Genomic DNA, 18,734 nt, shown 5'->3' on the forward strand with positions numbered 1-18,734 from the left:
GATGGGCTATGAGAGCTATGAGAAAATCAATGAGATGTCCGGTGGGATGTCTGATCGCCATGCTGCTGGCCTTTCTGATGGTCCCGGCCAGTGTATCTGCAGAAGACATTGTCAGTACCCAGGATAACTGGGTGGAGTTCACGAAGGACCATAAGATGACGGATAACTTCAAAGCCACCGGTATCACAGACGAGGCGAAGAATGACCTGCAGCCGGGGGATACGATGACCTTTCAGGTGAACTTAAAGAACAGTTCTTCGGATAAGACGGCATGGTACATGAGAAATGAGGTGCTGCAGACGCTGGAGAGCCAGCAGTCCATCGCGGAAGGCGGAGCGTATACCTATGTGCTGACCTATATCGGCCCGAAGGAGACGAGGGTGTTGTATGACAGCGAGGCAGTCGGCGGAAGCGAGGAGAGCGGAGAAGGCTCTGTAGTAGACGGGAATAAGGGTCTTGAGCAGGCGACGGTGGCGCTGGATGATGAGGAATATATCTATCTGGATACATTGGAGGCAGGCGCGAAGGCGCAGATGACGCTGAAGATCGGACTGGACGGGGAGACCCAGGGAAATGACTACCAGGATACCCTGGCGAGAGTGGAGCTCGGGTTTGCAGTGGAGCTCGTCGATACGCCGGCGACGCCGGATAACCCGGACACTCCGAACCGGAATGTAATCACAACGCCGAAGACGGGAGATACGTCCCATGTGATGCTGTTCTCCATTATGGCGCTCGTCGCGGGGATCGTGTGCATCGTGCTGGTGTTCCTGCGTCTGAAGAAGCGCAGTGAAGAGGAGAAGAAGAGGAAAAGGAGAGCGAACAGGAAAGGAGGCCCAAAAAAGTATGAGTAAGTGGAAAACAGTACAGAATGGCCTTCTGAATGTGGATGGAAAAATAAGGGAACCGTTACAAAAAAGTCTCCGAAGCATAAGAAGCAGAGCATTGCAAAAAGGGCTTGCAAAGGGTGTTGCGGCGGTATGCCTGGCGGTTCTTGCGGTATCCCAGCTTGGGGTGCTGGAAACCAGGGCTGCGGATGATTATGAGACCACTTATAAAGTGATGATCTATTCCGGAGACAAGGGAACCTTCAACGGGACTGGCTGTGTGTCCGGGGCCGGAGAGGCGTCGCTTGCGGGAGCGGATACGATCGTGGTGTCCGGCCTGCATTACGGGGACACGATCAGCATCAACGTGTCCAGCACGAACGGGGCGATCAGCCTGAATCCGGAGGACGGCGGAAAATACCAGCCGACAGGAACAAGACGGAGCGGTCGTGACAACAGCGAGGCATTTGACAAGGAGAACACGACCAGCCCGAGTCGGATCTATACAGTAACGAGCGACCGGACCTTCGTCGTGACCTATGGGGTTCCGGGGAAGATGGTCCCGTATACGGTCAGCTATGTGCTGGCGGATACGACGACGCCGGTGCCGGGAAGCGAAGCGCAGACCTTCTACGGGGTGGCCGGGGAGAAGCCGGTAGTGTCTGCACCGTATTTTGAAGGCTATACGCCGGTTTACAAAGCGATAACGGGAACACTGAGACGCGGGCAGGAGAATACCTGGGTATTTGAATATACGAGAAACGTGGAGCAGACCACAACGGAACCGACAACGCCGCAGACCCCGCAGCAGGGCGAGGACCAGACCGGAACAACGGCGACTCCGGGAACGGCGACGCCCGGAACGAATGATAATGAAGGAACAGGAACGGCTCCCGGAACCGACAATGAAGGAACGGGAACTGAAAATGAAGGGACCAATGAGGGAGGTACCACGTCTATAGAGGATGAGGAGACGCCGGGAGGCGTGCTGGATTTGGATGACGAGGAGGTCCCGACCGGTAATCTGGATCTGAGCGATTCCAAGAAGGATAATAAGGAAGATACAGCGGAAGCGAACCATTTCCCGGTATTTGTGGGGATTGGGATAGCGGCAGTGATCCTGCTCCTCGTATTGATCGGACTGCTGATTAAGAGAAGGAAATCTTTGTAAAAGAGGTTTGAAGGCAGTTTAGGATTGGATAGGTATTTTTATAAGTGAATAACAGGTAAAATGATGAGGGGAACTCGCGGGGCGAGTTTCCCTTATTTTATGCTTTGGGGTTTATATACAAGAGCATCTCCTGTGAAACGATTGAATAGTCATATGGGATGCCCTTGGGTATAGGAATTAAAACAGGCGGAGTAGGCCTGGTTTTTCTTTACAAAGGAATATGTGCTATGGATGGGGAGATTTAGAGTAGAGAGGATAGAGTTCATGAAAATCGATGAAAAATAACGATAATAACCTATATTTACCTAAGTTCGGCGAAAGGGTTGCAATAAGGGAAAAAGAGTGTATACTTCTAGGAACTTATACCTGGAAGGAGGAACGTCGAGATGACTGGAAGGCTAAAAGAATATTTCCCTATCATCCGCGAGCGAGGGGAAGTTTTGGAAGAGATTGGAAAACGGAAAGATTTGGAAGCGGTCTATGAGTCGTGGACTTTGGAGCAGAGAGAAGAGTTCCTGGATTTTTGTACGGGAGCCCGGGGAGTGAAGATGCTATATGACTCATTTTTTAAAGAGATCCTGAATCCGGAGAGTACGCCGGAACGGCTGGAGGATCTGGTCTCGGAGGTGTTTGGGAGAAGAGTGCGGATCCTGCAGGTTCTGCCCAATGATTCGGTGAGGCTGGCGGATGAAGGATCGCTGCTGATTACAGATATCATTGCGGAGATGGAAGACGGGTCTGTGATAAATTTTGAGGTGCAGAAGATAGGCTATAAGTTTCCCGGGCAGCGATGTGCATGCTATTCAGCAGATATGCTGCTTCGGCAGTATAAGAGAGTGAAGAGCCGGAAAAAGAAGAAATTTAGCTATAAGGACATCCGCGGAGTGTACACGATTGTTTTATTTGAGAAGAGTACGAAGGAGTTTCAGGAGTATAGAGACAAATATATACATCATTTCAGACAGAAATCGGATACAGGGCTCGAACTGCCGCTATTGCAGGAATTTTATCTGATTCCGCTTGACATTTTTAAGGAATGTTATCACAATAAGGGTATAAGAAGCAGGTTGGATGCATGGCTGGCGTTCTTGTGCATGGATACTCCGGAAGTGATAGAAGAGGTTATAAAGGCGTATCCGGAGTTTCGGGAGTTGTATGAGCAAGTGTATGAGATCTGCCGGAATATCGAAGAGGTGATGACGATGTTTTCGAAGGAATTGTTGGAACTGGACAGGAATACGGTGCAGTATATGATCGATGAGATGCAGGATGAGATAGATGAGCAGAAAGGGACGATTGACAAGCAAAAAGGGACCATCGGGAAACTGACGGATATAGTAGATGAGCAAAAGGGAACAATTGACAAGCAAAAAGGGACCATCGGGAATCTAACGAATAGAGTAGATGCACAAAAAGGAACTATAGACGAGTTGCAGGAAACAATCGATGCGTTAAAGAAACAGATCCAGGAACTGAAGCAGGCCGAGTAGGCCTGCTTTTTTCGAGTTGCCAGGCATACCTGAATGAACGTCCTGTGGACGTTCATCTCGGTGTGTACCTGGCACTGTAAGCCCCCAATTTACCACGGCTATAAAGAAAATATAGATAAGACAGTGGAAGTTTTATTTATAACGAAAACTGTAATTAACGAGAAGACAGTTTATCCCGTTGCGCATTTCACGATTTACTGGTATGATAATTAGAGAGTGCGAGCGGAGGAAATTTTTCTTGCTTTGGTAAGTTGACAACAATATAGTAGGAAAATCCTATCAGGTAAGGTCGAACCAGCTATTTACGTTAATAGCGCACGTACAGCTTTATATGGGGGTATGGGAGAAAATCCACATATCTAATAGAAAAATAAGGAAATGTAACATAAGGAAATGGATAAGATGAGTCAAGAAAAGAGACAAGAAAGAAGACGCGAGAAGAGTCAGGAAACGAGACAAAAAAGAAGACAGGAGAAGAGCCAGGATGAGAGAGCGGAGAAGAAGAATTCCAAGAGTAGAAGAAGGGCCTCTATCTGCTGCAGTATAGCAGGGACGTTGATTTTGGTCGCTGTGATTCTGGCGTGTGTTCCTTTGACGCTTCCGCGTCTTGCGGGATATCAGGTGTACAACGTAATCAGCGGAAGTATGGAACCGGCACTTCCCATCGGGAGCCTCGTTTTGGTAAAACCGCAGGATGCAGCTAAAGTCCAGGAGGGGGATATCATCGCTTTCTACAGCGCGACGGATACCGGAGCAATCATTACGCATCGTGTCGTGGAGAATCAGGTTGCGGCAGGGCGTCTGGTCACCAAGGGAGATGCGAATGAGGATAAGGATATCAATCCGGTGGAGTATGATCAGTTCCTGGGAAAGGTGATGTTTTCGGTTCCTTTTCTTGGAATGATCCTTCAGGGAGCGGCTTCCACATCAGGGAAGGTCGCGGCAGTCTGTCTGATTATTATTGCAGTTCTTCTACATAGTATTGCCGGGCTTTTGAAAAACCGGGCATAGAATTTTATCTGATCCCGCCTGACATTTTTAAGGAATGTTATCACAGTAAAGGTATAAGCAGCAGGTTAGAGGGGAGTCGCTCGATTACAATTTGGCGACTCCCCTCATTTTTATGAATAGAGATAATAATTTCCTTGAAACTTTGAAATAAACCTTTGAAACAAAATGACCATTATACCAACTTCCTTTTCATCATCTCCGGGTTGGAGGCGTACATAAGAGCGGTATCTTTTGAGATAATGCCGCGTTTGTAGTAGTCGGCCAGGCAGGTGTCCATGGAGTACATATTGTTGTTTCCGGATGCGGAATACAGCATACCGTCAATCTGCGGAACCTTGTTGTCCCGGATCATATTGCGGATAGCCGAATTGACCGTCAGGAATTCAAAGGCGGGCATACTATGTCCGTCTTTATCCGGAACGAATTGCTGTGAGATAACGGCCTGCAGCGTCATGGAAAGCTGGACAGCGATCTGCTGCTGCTGGTTGGCGGGGAAGACGTCGATGATTCGGTCGATTGTGTTGGCAGCGCCGACGGTGTGAAGCGTGGAGAATACCAGGTGGCCGGTTTCAGCCGCGGTCATGGCGGTCTGGATGGTTTCGTAATCACGCATTTCACCAAGCAGGATGACGTCCGGGCTCTGCCGCAGGGCAGCTCGGAGAGCCGTCACGTAGTTTTCCGTGTCTGTATTGATCTCACGCTGACTCACGATGCTTTTGTTATGCCGGTGGAAATATTCCAGCGGGTCTTCCAGGGTGATGATGTGTTTTTCGGCCGTGTGATTGATGTGGTCAATGATGCAGGCCAGGGTTGTGGATTTTCCGCTGCCTGCAGGTCCTGTGACCAGGACAAGGCCTTTATTCAGCTGCCCCAGGCTGATGATGTTGGAAGGAATATGCATTTCCTCCGGCGTGGGAAGGGAAAAATTGATGATTCTGATCACGGCAGCCAGGGATCCCCGCTGTTTGTAGGCATTGATTCGGAAGCGGCAGATACCGGGAAGCGCGAAGGAGAAATCATCATCTCCGGTGATATGCAGGCGCTCCATATCCCGGTTCTCTGCCAGGCGATAGATATCCTGAATCATCTGGAAAGTGTCTTCCGGGAGCAGGCGCTGTCCATCCTCCGCCAGGATCTGTTCGTCCTTCCGGTAAGAGAGCGGACGTCCCGCGATGATAAATAAGTCAGAGGCATGAAGCTCTGCCGCGTGTTCTAATATATTTTTTGTATCCATAGTGTTCAAATCCCTCCTGAGCTTCTTTATTGAAGAACCGGAAGGTGTTCGTCGCCTTCCCAGTCTTCTATGGAAATTTCTTTAAATTCTGTTATCCTGCAATATGTCCCGCCCGTCTGATCCGGATTACAGAGAGTAAGGACTACATTTAGCTGTTTTTGCTCGTCAATCGGTACGGTAATCGTATACGTCTTCGGAAGTTCGTCGTAAGTGCCATTTTTCCAGCTCTGTTTTACCTGTTCTGTATACTCCGCAATCTGATGGTTGGCTTCGTTGGAAGCGGCGTAGTATGCCGTAGTTCTGTCGGCAATCTGCCGGGTGAAAGCGGCGTCCTTGTTGGCACTGATAAAGGAAAGGGTCGCAAATGTTACCATGCAAAGTACGATAAAGATCGTCAGTATGGATGCGGTTCCCATATTCATGACTGGATATTTGGTCTTTTTCATTAGTCGTCCCCCCTGTAATGTTCCGCCTGCAGTGTGTAAATCACTTCGTCTTCGCCGGTCACGGTAATGTTGCCTGTCAGCATCCCCTGGTCAGTCGAAAGCAGCACTTCCATCTGAAAGAAAGCAGAGGAAGCATCGCAGGGCTTCCAGGAGCGGTCGTAGAAGACGCGCAGGGTCTGTCCGTCTGTCACTCCATCTGGAAAACTGGAAAGCAGGGATTCCGGTGTCCCGTCGCACACCTCCAGTGCTTCCGCCGCACTGGAAGCGGCAAGCACGGCCTGATTCAGAGCTGCGGCGTTGTCGCTTAGCAGCTTTGCTTTGGCAAACAGCTGGATACAGACTGCGCTGGCGATGGAAAAGAACAGGATGGAAATGATAATTTCCATCAAAAAAATGTTAGATCTGCGTTGCGTTTTGTGTTTCATGAATTCCCTCCTTCCCCAGCGCTTGAGGGGTGAGCCAAGACAGAGGAGGAAGCTCCTTCTTTGTCCGTTACGGTGATCTTAAGCAAGGAATTACCCAGGTCCTCGAAAGAGAGGGTGATGTCCTGAATCAGACCGGTACCGTCCTGGGGGTCGGCGGAGGTGTCGTTTCGGACAAACAGCTCCCGCATTTCCCCTTCGCTGGAGTAGATATAGGTGGTATAGGCGGTACCCTGATAGTTAGCGGTGATCAGAAGCGCGGGAGTTCCGTCGTCCATCTCACCGATGGAGATTCCGCCGTTTTCATCGCTCTGGCGGATTTTCTCCGTGATGTAGGAAAGGGAGGTACGTCGCCCGTAGTTGGCGTCGGAAGCCTTTTGGGCGTTTCGGTAAACGTTTGCTCCGATCACGATCACAAATATGGCAGAGATTAAAAAAACGCAGAACAGGGCAATTGTAAATAAAAGCTCTGTAACATGGTCTTTTTCTTTTTCTTTCATAAGCTGCCTCCTATTTTTTGCGAATAACGGTAATGTCGGGCATCATATTCTGGCCCTCAGTCTGATAGTCTATGAAGAAGCTGGATTCGTCATAGGTAATGTTGTAGCGGGACAGCAGCTGTTCCAGGGTCTCCGGGTAGGAGCCCTCCACCGCATAACAATGTACGGCGCTCTGCACGAGTGCCTGCTCCAGATTCTTCTGCTGCTCTTCCAGAGAACTGCCTGACAGAGAGTGTATGGCGGTAAGGAAGATAAAAATCAGCACCAGAAATATGATCAGGGACAGATATATATTTCTGCCTTCGGTTGTATTTTTTGCACCAAATCTTTTCATACAGGGCCTCCTACATTCCTGACAGGATTCCAAGGAGCGGCAGCATGACTGACAGCAGGATGATTCCGGTAATTACGGAAAGTATGGCGACCAGAGTCGGCTCGAGGACAGCCATGGCGCCCGCCAGACGGCCGTCCAGTTCTTCCTCGTAGCGTCCGGCGATGTCCTGCATGACCTCATCCAGTGTTCCGGTTTTCTGGGCTACGAGGACCATCCGTCCGTAGATACCGGTGAAAATGCCGGATTTGATGAGGGCGTCGGACAAGGGCTCGCCTGATTCCAGCTTTTCCAGGCATTCCTTAAGCTTTTGCTGGAACCGTGGCCCGTCGGAAAGCTTGCCTGCCATGTTAATGCTCTCCTCCGGCGAAAAACCGCTGGAGAGCAGAAGGGACATTCCGCCCGCAAAACGGCAGGAGGCGGTCAGGTCCGAAAATTTCCTGGAAAAAGGAAGGCGGTCGCTGACTGTGATGAGATATGCCTGACCCTTCTGGCTTCTGGTCAGGTACAGTACAAGCACCGCCAGAACGAGGATTACAAGTATGAATACAATTCCGTAGCGATTAAGTACATTGCCGAGGGCCATCAGGCGCCGGGACGCCCAGCTCATCTCTGCCCCCAGCTGATTAAATACCTGCTGGAATATGGGCAGCACCCTGGAGAGCAGGACCGAGATCACGATCAGCATCATGGTCAGCATGACCATGGGGTAAGTCACGGCGCTGCGCATCGATGCGGCGATTCCGGCTTCTCTTTCATAGAAGGCGGAAAGAGAGGTCATGACTTTGTCCAGCTGTCCGGTCTGTTCGCCGATGTGGCACATTTGCAGAAAATATGCAGGGAACACGCCGGAAGCTTCGAGTGCATCGGTCAGCAGCCCGGTCTCGAGCAGCGAGTCGTAGATAGTCGTGAGAATCTTCTGATCTTCCGGCAAGGTGGCCTCTTCTTTCATGATAGCGATTCCCTCGAGAGAAGAAATCCCGGCTCGGAGGATCATTGCCATCTGGCTGCAGAAGGAAGCGACCTCCGAATGGGAAAGGCTTTTTGTGTTTTGTTGATTTGTCATAAAATCTCCTTTCCAGCTCCGTTAACGGGAGTATTTTACAGTATAATTCGTTCCGTCTCCGATGTAATCGCGCAGGTCGGAGGCGTCGTTGGTGGCACCCAGCGTTGGGTCCATCAAAGCCCAACTCTTTCCGTCAAACTGGATGATGTCGTTGATCCAGCCGGTTTCGGTGCTGTAGGTGCTGATCCAGGCGTGGTAGATCTCCCCGGAATAGCCGATCTCCAGCTTGGTGGGAATGCCCTGGGAGCGGAGCATCGCTGTCATCAGGGCGGCGTAATCGAAGCAGATCCCTTTGCCGGTATCCAGAGTATCGTCCACGTTGGGAAGATAACCGCTCTGTACGGTGCGGGCCTTCTCATCGTCATAGGCGACGTTTGTGATCACGTAATCGTAAATGGCTGTAATGACATCCAGAGTGTTGGACGCACCGTCAGCAAGCTCGGATGCTTTCGCGACGGCTCTGGTGTCGGAAGTGAACCAGGTGTACTGGTTCGGGTATAAGAAAGGCTGAAATTCGTCTTTCAGCTTTACGTCGATTGTCTGCTTAAAAAGGTTGGAATATAGCTTGTCCTGCACATGTTCCCTTACGTCCAGCGTGTAGGTACCTTCTCCACCCGTCAGCGGAAGAACCGCATAGCTCTCAGAAGCGGGCAGATCGTAGGTATAGCGTACATCGTCAGGCGTGATGACAAAGAATTTGACCTTGTCAGCAGAACCTGTGTACCGCGACATGATATATCCATTTTCCGTATGGGAAGCATCTATTTCCAGTCCGCCCTCCTGAAAGGTCACTGCACCGTCAGTGGCTGGGACCAGTACTTTGGGAGTATTGTCCCACTGGCCTTCGGAGGAGGATTCGGAATCGGCAGCTTTAGCAGCAATTTCGGAAGAGGCATTCGCCTTGTCCTGACTGGAATGATCAGCCGGGGGAGGGCTCTTCTGATTGCCACAGCCGCACAAAAGCAGAGTAAGCAGAAACATGCAGGTCAGAAACGGACCGTTCAGGCGCCTGTGCATTTACCGTTCTCCTTTCTATCATTTCTTCTTCTTATTATACACAATCCTTTTTTTAAAAACAACTCATGAATATCACTTTGGTTACATATTGATATCTGAAATGCCACGGTCTTTCATGTCATATTTTATTCACAAGCATACAAAGTATTATGTCTGGAAGAGCGCTGCCTTCACTTTCGGAATTTTTGATGATGTGTGATTATCTTGGCGTGACACCCGCAGCGTTTTTTGATAAAGATGTGAAAGAGCCGATACTTGTGCGGCAGCTATGCTCCCTGGCACAAAATATGTCGGATAAGGATCTGTTGGTGCTGATTAATATAGCTGACAGGTTGAATGAAAAAGAGAGAGGTTAGGATAACGTTTTAATTCTGTTATGGAACGAAATCGCTGACAGCTTAAAAGAGACTGTTTGAAGCAGTCTCTTTTAATTATGTTGCAATAAGTATTAACTGATGAGGATTAACCTTCTGATCTCAGTGCAGGAAATAGAGGAGCATACTGCGAAAGAAGATTACAGGCTCTTGCCAGCTGGTCCGCGTAACATGGTATTTGTTCATCCCGCATTGAGATGATAGAACCGGATATGCTTATAGCGCCGGCGACAGCTCCATTATTATTTCGAATCGCCATAGCAAGACATTTCACGCCCAGGGATTCCTCTTCCAGATCAATTGCGTAGCCGCGCTCCTTTGACAACTCCAGTTCAGAAAGTAATTGGTTATAGTTAGTGATGGTATTTTTAGTTATTTGGGGAAGGCCATGCTCTTTTATGATAGTATCAACCTCATCACGGCTCATGTAGCTTAACATGGCCTTTCCTGAAGCGGTACAGTGCATCGGCACGGTTTTTCCTGTAACAGAATAAGAAATTGCCTGCCGTGTTGGGTATACACATTCCATATAAAAAACTCTTCCGCCAAGATGTGAAGTAAGATACACAGTTTCGCTTGTTGCGTGCATCAGGTTTTCCATGATCGGGATGGCGCCCTGGATCACGGGTATTGCAGAGTATGCACAGTAACTTAATTCCATAATCTTATATCCAAGTGAATATGCCTGTCCGTCACGGAGCCGGATAAGAAAGCCGGCTTCTTCTAATGTTCTGATTTGATTCAACAAAGTGCTCTTGGGAATTCCCAGCATCTTACTTAGCTGTGCCAGAGAAAGTTCTGTTTGGATCGGTGTAAAACAATCAAGTATTCTAAAGGCTTTTGCAACGGCAGAAACTTTTCCCGGTGTATCTTTCCTGTTTTCCATAAATGATTTCCTTTCCACTACAATATAATAATACTTAAATAAACTGTACTATATTTTGCTTAATACGTCAATAAGATATTAAAATTGAACAATATTCGAAAAAATATCATAATATGTTGACAATTATGAATAATATTGGTAAACTATAGGCATATAAATGAATGCGCGTTCATTGATACTGAACAACAGAAACTGATGTAGAAACACTGAGAAGCAATAAGAGCAAAAGGAGAAAAAATTTATGAAGAAAAAAATAGCGTTGCTGCTTGCCGGACTAATGGTAGTGTCTTTATGTGCATGTGCACAAACGGGGGAATCTTCTGCTAAGGAAGAAAAAGAAAGTAAAACGGTATCGGTTGATTTCCCGAAAAAGAATAAACAAATTAATATAATCGTTCCGTATGCTGCGGGTGGCGTAAGTGATGCAACCATGCGGGTTTTTGCTCCACAGTTAGAGGAGGAGCTCGGAGTGAACGTAACAATTTCCAATATTACAGGTGCATCCGGAATCGTAGGGCTTACCTCAGCTCAGACAAGTGCGGCGGATGGATACACGCTGGCGTATGTTCCGGTTGAGCTTACCATGTTCAAGTCTCTTGGCCAGAGTGATCTCGGGGTCGATGATTTTGATTATGTTTGCCGGATCTATACAGCGCCAACCGTCCTGAGCGTGAGGGCCGACAGCGGGTATGATACTTTAGAAGACTTTATCAATTATGCGAAAGAACATCCGGGCGAACTTACAGTGGGCAATTCCGGTGCAGGCGGAATCATGCAGTTAGGGGCAGCGGCATTTGCGAAGTCCTGCGGTATCGAAGTAAATCATGTACCGTTTAACGAAGGAATTGCAGGTTCTGTAGCGGCCGTACTCGGAGGCACATGCGACGCATGCGTCACCTCGCCGTCTGACGTTGTGTCATATGTTCAGTCCGGCGACTTTAAAGTCTTAGCTTCCATGAGCGAGAAACGTTCAAGTGCGTTACCGGATGTTCAGACAGCTTCAGAACTTGGCTATGACGTGACCTGTCTTTGCTTTGGAGGGCTTGCTGTTCCGAAGGGAACTCCGCAGGAAGTAATAGACATTCTTACAAAGGCGGCTAAAGCGGCAAGTGAATCTGATGAAATGCTGGAATTTTATGAGACGCACGGAACGGATCTGGATTATCTTGATTCCGGGGATTTTGCCAAGTATCTTCATGAGAGTGAGGAAAATCTGGGAGGCCTGATCAAGGAACTTGGAATTAACGAGTGATGATGCGGTAGGTAGTGTCAAGTAATCTATGAAAAAACGAGCCGAAAAAAACAGGCTCAAGTGAACCTTGAAAATTGCAAATATATCACACAATAAGTCCTCCGAAGGCTCAGGGCTCTGCCCTAAGAACCAGCAAGGAGCCAGCCCTTTGACCCATTTTCGGGCTCTGCCCGAACCCGTCCTCGCCGGAAGGCAGGAAAAGGGCGCACTTGCCCCCTTTTCTGCTGTACAGGATAATCCGAGAACCTTATGTCAAGTGACTTTCGCGGCATAACGGGGCCCCTGCCCCATTATTCCACGGTTCACCTGACAACAGTTCCGCTCCGTTTATGCAGTTCCCGATTTTTGTAGATTCAGGATTGTCTGCTGACCGAGGAAGATCAGGAGCTGCCATTTTCCCGGCATATTGTCCGTGCCTTTCAGCATATCCACTTCGTTAAGTACATGATAGTTGTTGTGCTTGTGAGGACGGAGAAAGTTATAATAAGCAACCCATAAAGCCAGGTCATAGTTGGCACCGTCGATGTTGTCAAATCCGTTTGTTTTCCGGTAGGATGCTTTGTATGTGCGGTTGAGCCGCTCGATCATCTGTTTGAATGGCCGGAACTCTTTGGAAACAGCATCGTCGTTGGTAAGTCCAATCACCTGAGTGATGTTGAATTTAAAAGCATCACCGAATTCATGGAAGAACTGCTGTGCCGCTAAGGGATAGGCACTGTAACCATCAGCAATAAAACGGAAGTTTTTGGGAAGTTCTTTCAAGTGGCGGAAGGCCATGCGCATCGCCATGATGCAGGGGCCGACACCACGGTTATCAGACACCTGGTAGCCGATAATGGAACGTTTGGCGGCGTCCATGATGAACCAGATATAGGTCTTGATCCCGCGGATTTTGATGTAGGTCTCATCAGCGGTAAAGGTATCACCGGCATCATAATCGTAGTTGTCTACAAAAGGTTTGATACAGATGGCGGCTGTCTTGCAGTAGTTGGCGATCTGCTGGTGGGAGATCTGGATGTTATACAGGTCTTTGAGAGCCTGCGAGGTCTTTCTGAGGGAAAGGCTGAGGTTCACGTGAAGTGTCAGACACAGGGACATGACATGGGAGTCGAACTTGCTGAACCTGAGGGAGGAAGCATTCCTGGGGAGAGAGTTTAAGTCCATCTTAAAGAAATCTATCGTGAATTCACGGTAGATATAATGGAGCTTGTATTCGTTCTTGCCATAATCTTTTTCGAGATGTTCTTTATCGACTTTCTTCAGGTTATGAAGATAGTAAGGGCATTTCGGGTTGACGCATTTATGGATGATAAAGTGCTTGCGTTCTTTCTTATGTGCCAGAGCGTTGCCGCAGTGAGGGCAGCGAAGGGTGTATTGTTTAGAGAAACGGTTCTCATCAGGAGAAAAAGTGGTGTTGCAGACCTTGCATTTAATCTGCCCCTTTTTACCGTTGTTGCGGTAGAGGAAGGGCTGGGGAGCATGACAGCAGGGACATATGAGGTCCTCAGGGATATCGCATTCCTTGCGGCGTGCAATAGGTCTGATCTTTTCGTGATACTTGTGATCAAAGTAGGGAATCAGGAGCTGCCAGTCCCAGTCATTTTGATGGATCTGCATTTTGGGAAGCTCATCAGTTTTGAACTTCTGGTATTTAGGAGAATGAGAATCATCAAAGGCCCACTGCTTGAGGGGGATATATTTGCAGATAAAGTGAATCAGCCAGCAGTTTTGTTGGTAAAGATATTGAATTACAGAGAGTAAGTATTGTATAATGTCCATGAGCATTGGCTCCTTTCGTGAGTGTTGTTTTGGTCGATGACATTATACACGAAAAAGGGAGGTCAATGCTCTTTTTATTGCAGATTTCCCTAAAAATCAAGGTTTTTATAAGATTTTGGAACAAAAAAACAGGTAGTTTTTGACACTACCATGCGGTATATGGAGGACGGATTATGTTAAGTGAACTATTGGCGGGTGCAATCACATCGCTTATTGGTGCTGTACTTTTTATTACCACGCTGCTGAATCCAAAGCTTACTTTTACTACGGTATTAAATGACGGAACTCCGGGAGCGGGTTTTTTCCCGATGATATTCAGCGCTGTCCTGTTTGCACTTGGGCTTGCGATGGTGATTAAAAATGCAAGGAAAATCCCCGGGAAAAGCAGCCTTCCGAAGAGATGATGGCTAAAAAGGCAGCAATAACAAAGGGAAATATTATCGCGGCGGTAGCCATTTTTGCGGCCATAATATTGTTTATTGTTTTTTGGAAACTGACAAAGCAATTCTATATATGTTTGTTTGGACTGACCTTAGCCGTGAACCTGCTTTTTCGCAGACCTGTTCGATTTACGATCCTTTTTTCCATTGGTTTGACGGTGTTCATGTATTTGATGTTTACAGTTGGTTTTTCCATACAGTTTATTATTTAGCATAAAGGAGGGAGTAAAAAATGTCATTATCAATATGGGGCGAGGCTTTTTCTTCGTTGATGCAGATAGACATCATACTGGCGCTTATTATTGGCGTTTTAGTAGGCACATTTATCGGTGCGCTTCCTGCTTTATCGGGAACCATGGGTGTTGCCATAATGACGCCATTAACGTTTTGGCTTTCAAAAGAATGTGGTTTTGCAATGCTTATAGGTCTTTACAATGCAGCGTGCTTTGCCGGAGGTATCTCCGCAGTGCTTATTAATACCCCGGGAACCCCGTCATCCGTAACACAGTGTTTTGACGGCTATCCCCTTTATTTAAAGGGGAAAGGCGGGCTGGCTTTGGGAATCAATGCGATTTTTTCTTTCATAGGCAGTATAATCAGTATTTTCTTTTTAGCTGTTCTTGCGGAGCCGATCGCAAGATTCACGGTATCCTTTGGACCGGCGGAGTATTTTATGATCTCACTTTTTGGCATTGTGATGATGATAGCCGTTGCGGAAGGAAAAGTGCTAAAAGGTTTTATCATGGGAACGCTGGGAATTTTACTGGCGTGCGTGGGCTTGGATCCGATATTGGGGATGCCGCGTTTTACATTTGGAAGTGTTTCCCTACTTGCGGGCATCGATTTCATACCGGTGATAGTAGGCATATTTGGATTGGGAGAAGTCCTCTACCAAACGGTTATCAGAAATGAGAAGCTTGAGAAGGAAAGCCAGGAAAAACGGCATATAAACATGAAGCTGGGAAGTATATGGCCGAAAAAGGAACAAATGGGTAAATGGATGCCTATGGCGCTTGTTACCGCGTGCGTTTCGACGGTGATCGGTGCAATACCGGCTGCCGGCGGCGATATCTCTACTATTATATGCTGGGGAAATGCCAAAAAATTCTCCAGGCATTCAGAGGAGTACGGAAAAGGTTCTCTGGAGGGCTTCATGGTATCAAGCACTGCAAATAATGGGGTCGTGGGTGGTGCGATGATGACAATGCTTACGCTTGGTCTGCCGGGTGATTCGGTCACTGCCGTACTTATCGGTTCTCTCATGATGTACGGCCTTCAGCCGGGGTGGTCTATGTTTAACGAACATCAGGTGTTCACGGCACAGATTATTTTGCTAATGGCGTTTGCAAGCGTTGGTTTCCTGATCGTGGGGCTGGCCACTGCAAAGATTTGTTCAAAATTCTTTAACGTGTCACAGCCCACGATCTGGACGTGTATTGTGATTTTGTGCATTGTCGGTTCCTTTTCTCTTAACGGCAGGTTTGGCGATGTTGTCATCATGCTTGTCATGGGAGTTCTGGGATTTTTTATGAAATATTTTGACTTTCCGGCAGGCCCATTGGTTCTTGGGCTGCTGCTCGGGGAGACACTGGAATCAAATATGCGGAAGGCACTTTCGATATCAGGCGGTGATTACAGTTACTTTTTCCGTCGTCCGGTTTCTTGTGTAATCTTCGCTTTGATAATTGCTACTTTGATATTTCCATTTGTTAAAAAATTTGTAAAGAGCGTAAGACAAAAACGTGGGTAGAGTGAAATACAGATTAGGAGCATTTTATGGACAAAAGTATTGTTTTATATGGAGATTTGATGGAAAGGCTCAGCCCGGCAGGAATGGGAAAAATCGTTCAGGCAGATCAATATGAAGTGAGGTTCACCGGAGCTGAAGCGAATGTCGGGGTATCCTGTGCGAACTACGGAATGAAGGCGTATGTGGTGGGGCGTGTCCCGGACCACGATGTCGGGCAGGCGTGCATTAATTACCTTCGCAGATACGGGCTTGACACGTCTTTTATTGTAAGAGGGGGTGAGCGGCTTGCCATATTATATACGGAGACCGGATATTCGCAGCGTCCTTCCAGGGTCATATACGATCGCGGTCATAGTTCTTTTGCATATTTAGAACCGGGAACTTTAGAATGGGAAAAAATCCTCGAAGGAAAAGACTGGTTCCATTTTTCAGGTACGGCGCCGGCGATGGGAGAAGGACCGAGAGAAGAATTGCTCAGAGGGCTGAAGATTGCGAAACAGATGAATGTAATGGTCAGTGTTGATTACAATTACAGGCATAAGCTCTGGGATAAAAAGACCGCGCGTAAAACGATGGAGACATTGATGGAATATGTGGATGTCGGCATTGGAAATGAAGAAGACTGTGAAGCTGTTTTCGGGATAAAGGCAGAAGGGACTGACTTTGAAAAAGGGAATGTTGATGAAAAGTCCTACACCATCGTTGCCGAGAAGATGGTAAAGCGTTATGGGCTTAAAATGCAGGCGATCACGCTGAGGGAAAGCATATCTGCCAGCAAAAATGGCTGGTCGGCGATCCTTCATGATGGGGAGCAGTGCTATACGAGCAAAAATTATATGGTAGATCTGGTGGATCGCATCGGCGGAGGGGATTCCTTTGCGGGCGGCCTGATTTATGGATTGTGCAGCGGTATGGATAAACAGGCGGCATTGGAATTTGCGGTTGCAGCGTCCTGTATAAAACAGACGATACCGGGAGATTTTAACTTAGTATCAAGAGAGGATGTACTCGCACTTGTAAATGGAAATGCATCAGGAAGGGTACAGCGTTAAGTGGAAGGGAGATGAGAAAGGGATGAATAAAACTATGAACTGCGATGTGCTGGTTGTCGGAGCGGGCGCTGCCGGTATGCGTGCGGCCGTTGCGGCGCAGCAGCAAGGCGCCAGTGTGATCCTGGCGGTCAAAGGGCGTGTCGGCAGCTCAGGAGCTTCCTGTTATAAGGTGACAGAAGCTTCGGGATTTGCAGTGGCCGATAGTTATCGTTGCAGGGAAGATAATCCGGATGTTCATTACGAGGATATTATGCGTGCCGGGCATGGCATGTGTGACCCGGAGGTTGTCAGAACATTGGTAGATGGGGCGGTCGGAACGGTTCGGGAACTCGAGAATTTTGGAGTGGAATTCGAAAAGGAAGGCGGAAAATATCTCGTTTCACAGGGATGTTTTGCTTCTCTTCCGAGAAATTACAATCTTCGCGGACATGGAAGTAAAATTGTTAATGCCTTAAAAAATGCATTAAACGAAAAGACCGTAGTATTAGAAAACACGATGGTCTCCGACCTTCTGGTCGAGAACGGAAGATGTATAGGAGCAGCCGCGATAGCAAGAAGCGGGGCTGTGACGATCATTTATGCCGGCACGGTAATCCTGGCAAGCGGCGGTGCGGGGCAGCTGTTCAAATATTCGCTTAATCCCAAAGAGATGACAGGAGATAGCTATGCTCTTGGATATCTTGCGGGAGCACGGATTATGAATATGGAATTTATGCAGGTCGGAATGGGGGTTCTGGCACCGGGCCTTTCGATATTAAATTCATGGATCTGGGCGTTGCATCCGCATGTCACGGATAAAGAGGAAAAGTCGGTCTTCCCCGATACATTTCCGGATGGCATTGCGCTGGAAGCTGCGATGGATGCAAAATCGGTGCATTATCCGTTTAGCAGTGAATCGACGTCGAAAAATATTGAGCTGTCGATCCAGAACGCCGTAGCTTCAGGGAAAGGGCTGGAGCATGGAGGGGTGCGGCTCGATGTGAGAGAGGCGCTTAAGGCCGGGAATAAAGTAGATCTGCCGTTATTTGAAGATATGTGGCGGCTTACGAATCAATGGTTCTTACAAAGAGGAATTGATGCAAAGAACGCTCCAATGGAAATTGCCTGTTTTGCCCATGCCATAAATGGGGGAATAAAAATTGATTCCAAAGGAAGAAGTTCGGTTCCGGGGCTGTATGCGGTCGGCGAGGCGGCAGCCGGGCCCCATGGCGCGGACAGACTAGGGGGAAATATGTTGGTCACCTGCGTTGTGTACGGTAAAATTGCCGGTGAGGAGGCTGCAAAGGAAGCGCTCGCTTTAGACAAGAATTTTCCCGAAACAGTACAATATCATTTACTTAAAGCAGAGGGAGCCGGCCGTCCTGCCGGTGAGATCATGGGGGAGATCCGGCAGCATATGCTCAATGATTTGCTGGTCATTCGTTCCGAAGAAAAATGCATACATTTAAGGGAGCAGCTTGCGCGCTTAAAGGAGGAAGCCCAAAATGCAATCTATGATGAGAATGACGTCTGGGGGCCTTATCAGATGAGAAATATGTTCCTGACGGCAGATATGATGCTTAAAGCTGCGCAGGCACGCAGGGAAAGCAGGGGCAGTCATTATAGAGAAGATTATCCTTACGAATCTCCTGTATTTGATAGGCCATTTGTAATTCAAAAACCATTATGAACAGGATAAAGGAGTTT

General features: G+C 47.9%; 19 protein-coding genes. 10 read left to right on the plus strand and 9 right to left on the minus strand.

Going from position 1 to position 18,734, the window contains the following annotated elements:
- Window positions 1-8: 8 nt before the first annotated feature.
- The 4 genes from ABXS75_01945 to ABXS75_01960 all read left to right on the plus strand — a co-directional run bounded on the left by ABXS75_01945 (window position 9) and on the right by ABXS75_01960 (window position 4,499).
- Window positions 9-854 carry a hypothetical protein gene (locus ABXS75_01945; protein XCP85589.1) on the plus strand — a complete coding sequence of 282 codons (846 nt, stop codon included), beginning with the start codon at window positions 9-11 and terminating at the stop codon, window positions 852-854.
- Window positions 847-1,998: a hypothetical protein gene (locus ABXS75_01950; GenBank protein XCP85590.1), complete on the plus strand. Its 1,152-nt coding sequence runs from the start codon at window positions 847-849 to the stop codon at window positions 1,996-1,998. The genes ABXS75_01945 and ABXS75_01950 overlap by 8 nt, the downstream gene beginning before the upstream one ends.
- A 386-nt stretch (window positions 1,999-2,384) precedes the next feature.
- Entirely contained in the window at window positions 2,385-3,488 is a 1,104-nt protein-coding gene (locus ABXS75_01955) for a PD-(D/E)XK nuclease family transposase (protein ID XCP85591.1), read from the plus strand.
- 402 nt (window positions 3,489-3,890) lie between these two features.
- Window positions 3,891-4,499, plus strand: coding sequence for a signal peptidase I (locus ABXS75_01960; protein XCP85592.1), 609 nt, complete (start codon window positions 3,891-3,893; stop codon window positions 4,497-4,499).
- A gap of 172 nt (window positions 4,500-4,671) precedes the next feature.
- On the opposite strand, the gene ABXS75_01965 is transcribed toward ABXS75_01960, so the two are convergent.
- From ABXS75_01965 to ABXS75_01995, 7 genes are read right to left on the minus strand one after another with little or no spacing between them, the layout of a single operon-like run.
- Window positions 4,672-5,733 (minus strand): PilT/PilU family type 4a pilus ATPase, encoded by a 1,062-nt coding sequence (locus ABXS75_01965; protein XCP85593.1) that lies wholly within the window; start codon window positions 5,731-5,733, stop codon window positions 4,672-4,674.
- Window positions 5,734-5,759: 26 nt separating this feature from the next.
- On the minus strand, window positions 5,760-6,179 hold the full coding sequence (locus ABXS75_01970; GenBank protein ID XCP85594.1) for a hypothetical protein: 420 nt from the start codon (window positions 6,177-6,179) through the stop codon (window positions 5,760-5,762).
- Window positions 6,179-6,604, minus strand: a complete 426-nt coding sequence (locus tag ABXS75_01975) for a hypothetical protein (GenBank protein ID XCP85595.1) — start codon at window positions 6,602-6,604, stop codon at window positions 6,179-6,181. Before ABXS75_01975 ends, ABXS75_01970 begins: the two co-directional genes overlap by 1 nt.
- A complete protein-coding gene (locus ABXS75_01980; GenBank protein ID XCP85596.1) occupies window positions 6,601-7,101 on the minus strand; it encodes a DUF4860 domain-containing protein in 501 nt (166 codons plus the stop codon). Before ABXS75_01980 ends, ABXS75_01975 begins: the two co-directional genes overlap by 4 nt.
- 10 nt (window positions 7,102-7,111) lie before the next feature.
- A complete protein-coding gene (locus tag ABXS75_01985; protein ID XCP85597.1) occupies window positions 7,112-7,435 on the minus strand; it encodes a hypothetical protein in 324 nt (107 codons plus the stop codon).
- 10 nt (window positions 7,436-7,445) lie between these two features.
- On the minus strand, window positions 7,446-8,498 hold the full coding sequence (locus tag ABXS75_01990) for a type II secretion system F family protein (GenBank protein ID XCP85598.1): 1,053 nt from the start codon (window positions 8,496-8,498) through the stop codon (window positions 7,446-7,448).
- A gap of 21 nt (window positions 8,499-8,519) precedes the next feature.
- Complete coding sequence (locus ABXS75_01995) at window positions 8,520-9,515, minus strand: transglutaminase-like domain-containing protein (GenBank protein ID XCP85599.1); 996 nt, start codon at window positions 9,513-9,515, stop codon at window positions 8,520-8,522.
- 149 nt (window positions 9,516-9,664) lie between these two features.
- Here ABXS75_01995 and ABXS75_02000 point away from each other — a divergent pair, with 149 nt between their 5' ends.
- A complete protein-coding gene (locus ABXS75_02000) occupies window positions 9,665-9,871 on the plus strand; it encodes a hypothetical protein (GenBank protein ID XCP85600.1) in 207 nt (68 codons plus the stop codon).
- Window positions 9,872-9,977: 106 nt separating this feature from the next.
- Here the strand turns inward: ABXS75_02000 and ABXS75_02005 are convergent, their stop codons facing one another.
- Window positions 9,978-10,775 (minus strand): IclR family transcriptional regulator, encoded by a 798-nt coding sequence (locus tag ABXS75_02005; protein XCP85601.1) that lies wholly within the window; start codon window positions 10,773-10,775, stop codon window positions 9,978-9,980.
- A gap of 241 nt (window positions 10,776-11,016) precedes the next feature.
- Between ABXS75_02005 and ABXS75_02010 the strand changes: the two genes are divergently transcribed.
- Window positions 11,017-12,027: a tripartite tricarboxylate transporter substrate binding protein gene (locus tag ABXS75_02010; protein ID XCP85602.1), complete on the plus strand. Its 1,011-nt coding sequence runs from the start codon at window positions 11,017-11,019 to the stop codon at window positions 12,025-12,027.
- A 327-nt stretch (window positions 12,028-12,354) separates the two neighbouring features.
- On the opposite strand, the gene ABXS75_02015 is transcribed toward ABXS75_02010, so the two are convergent.
- On the minus strand, window positions 12,355-13,806 hold the full coding sequence (locus tag ABXS75_02015; protein ID XCP85603.1) for a DDE-type integrase/transposase/recombinase: 1,452 nt from the start codon (window positions 13,804-13,806) through the stop codon (window positions 12,355-12,357).
- A 173-nt stretch (window positions 13,807-13,979) separates the two neighbouring features.
- Between ABXS75_02015 and ABXS75_02020 the strand changes: the two genes are divergently transcribed.
- From ABXS75_02020 to ABXS75_02035, 4 genes are all read left to right on the plus strand, one after another.
- Complete coding sequence (locus ABXS75_02020) at window positions 13,980-14,210, plus strand: hypothetical protein (GenBank protein XCP85604.1); 231 nt, start codon at window positions 13,980-13,982, stop codon at window positions 14,208-14,210.
- Window positions 14,211-14,478: 268 nt separating this feature from the next.
- Window positions 14,479-15,996, plus strand: a complete 1,518-nt coding sequence (locus ABXS75_02025; GenBank protein XCP85605.1) for a tripartite tricarboxylate transporter permease — start codon at window positions 14,479-14,481, stop codon at window positions 15,994-15,996.
- A 26-nt stretch (window positions 15,997-16,022) separates the two neighbouring features.
- Entirely contained in the window at window positions 16,023-17,048 is a 1,026-nt protein-coding gene (locus ABXS75_02030) for a sugar kinase (GenBank protein XCP85606.1), read from the plus strand.
- Between the two features lie 22 nt (window positions 17,049-17,070).
- On the plus strand, window positions 17,071-18,717 hold the full coding sequence (locus ABXS75_02035; protein ID XCP85607.1) for an FAD-binding protein: 1,647 nt from the start codon (window positions 17,071-17,073) through the stop codon (window positions 18,715-18,717).
- Window positions 18,718-18,734: the final 17 nt, after the last annotated feature.

Source organism: Roseburia hominis (genome assembly GCA_040702975.1).
GTDB classification, from domain to species: Bacteria; Bacillota; Clostridia; order Lachnospirales; family Lachnospiraceae; genus Allocoprococcus; species Allocoprococcus hominis_A.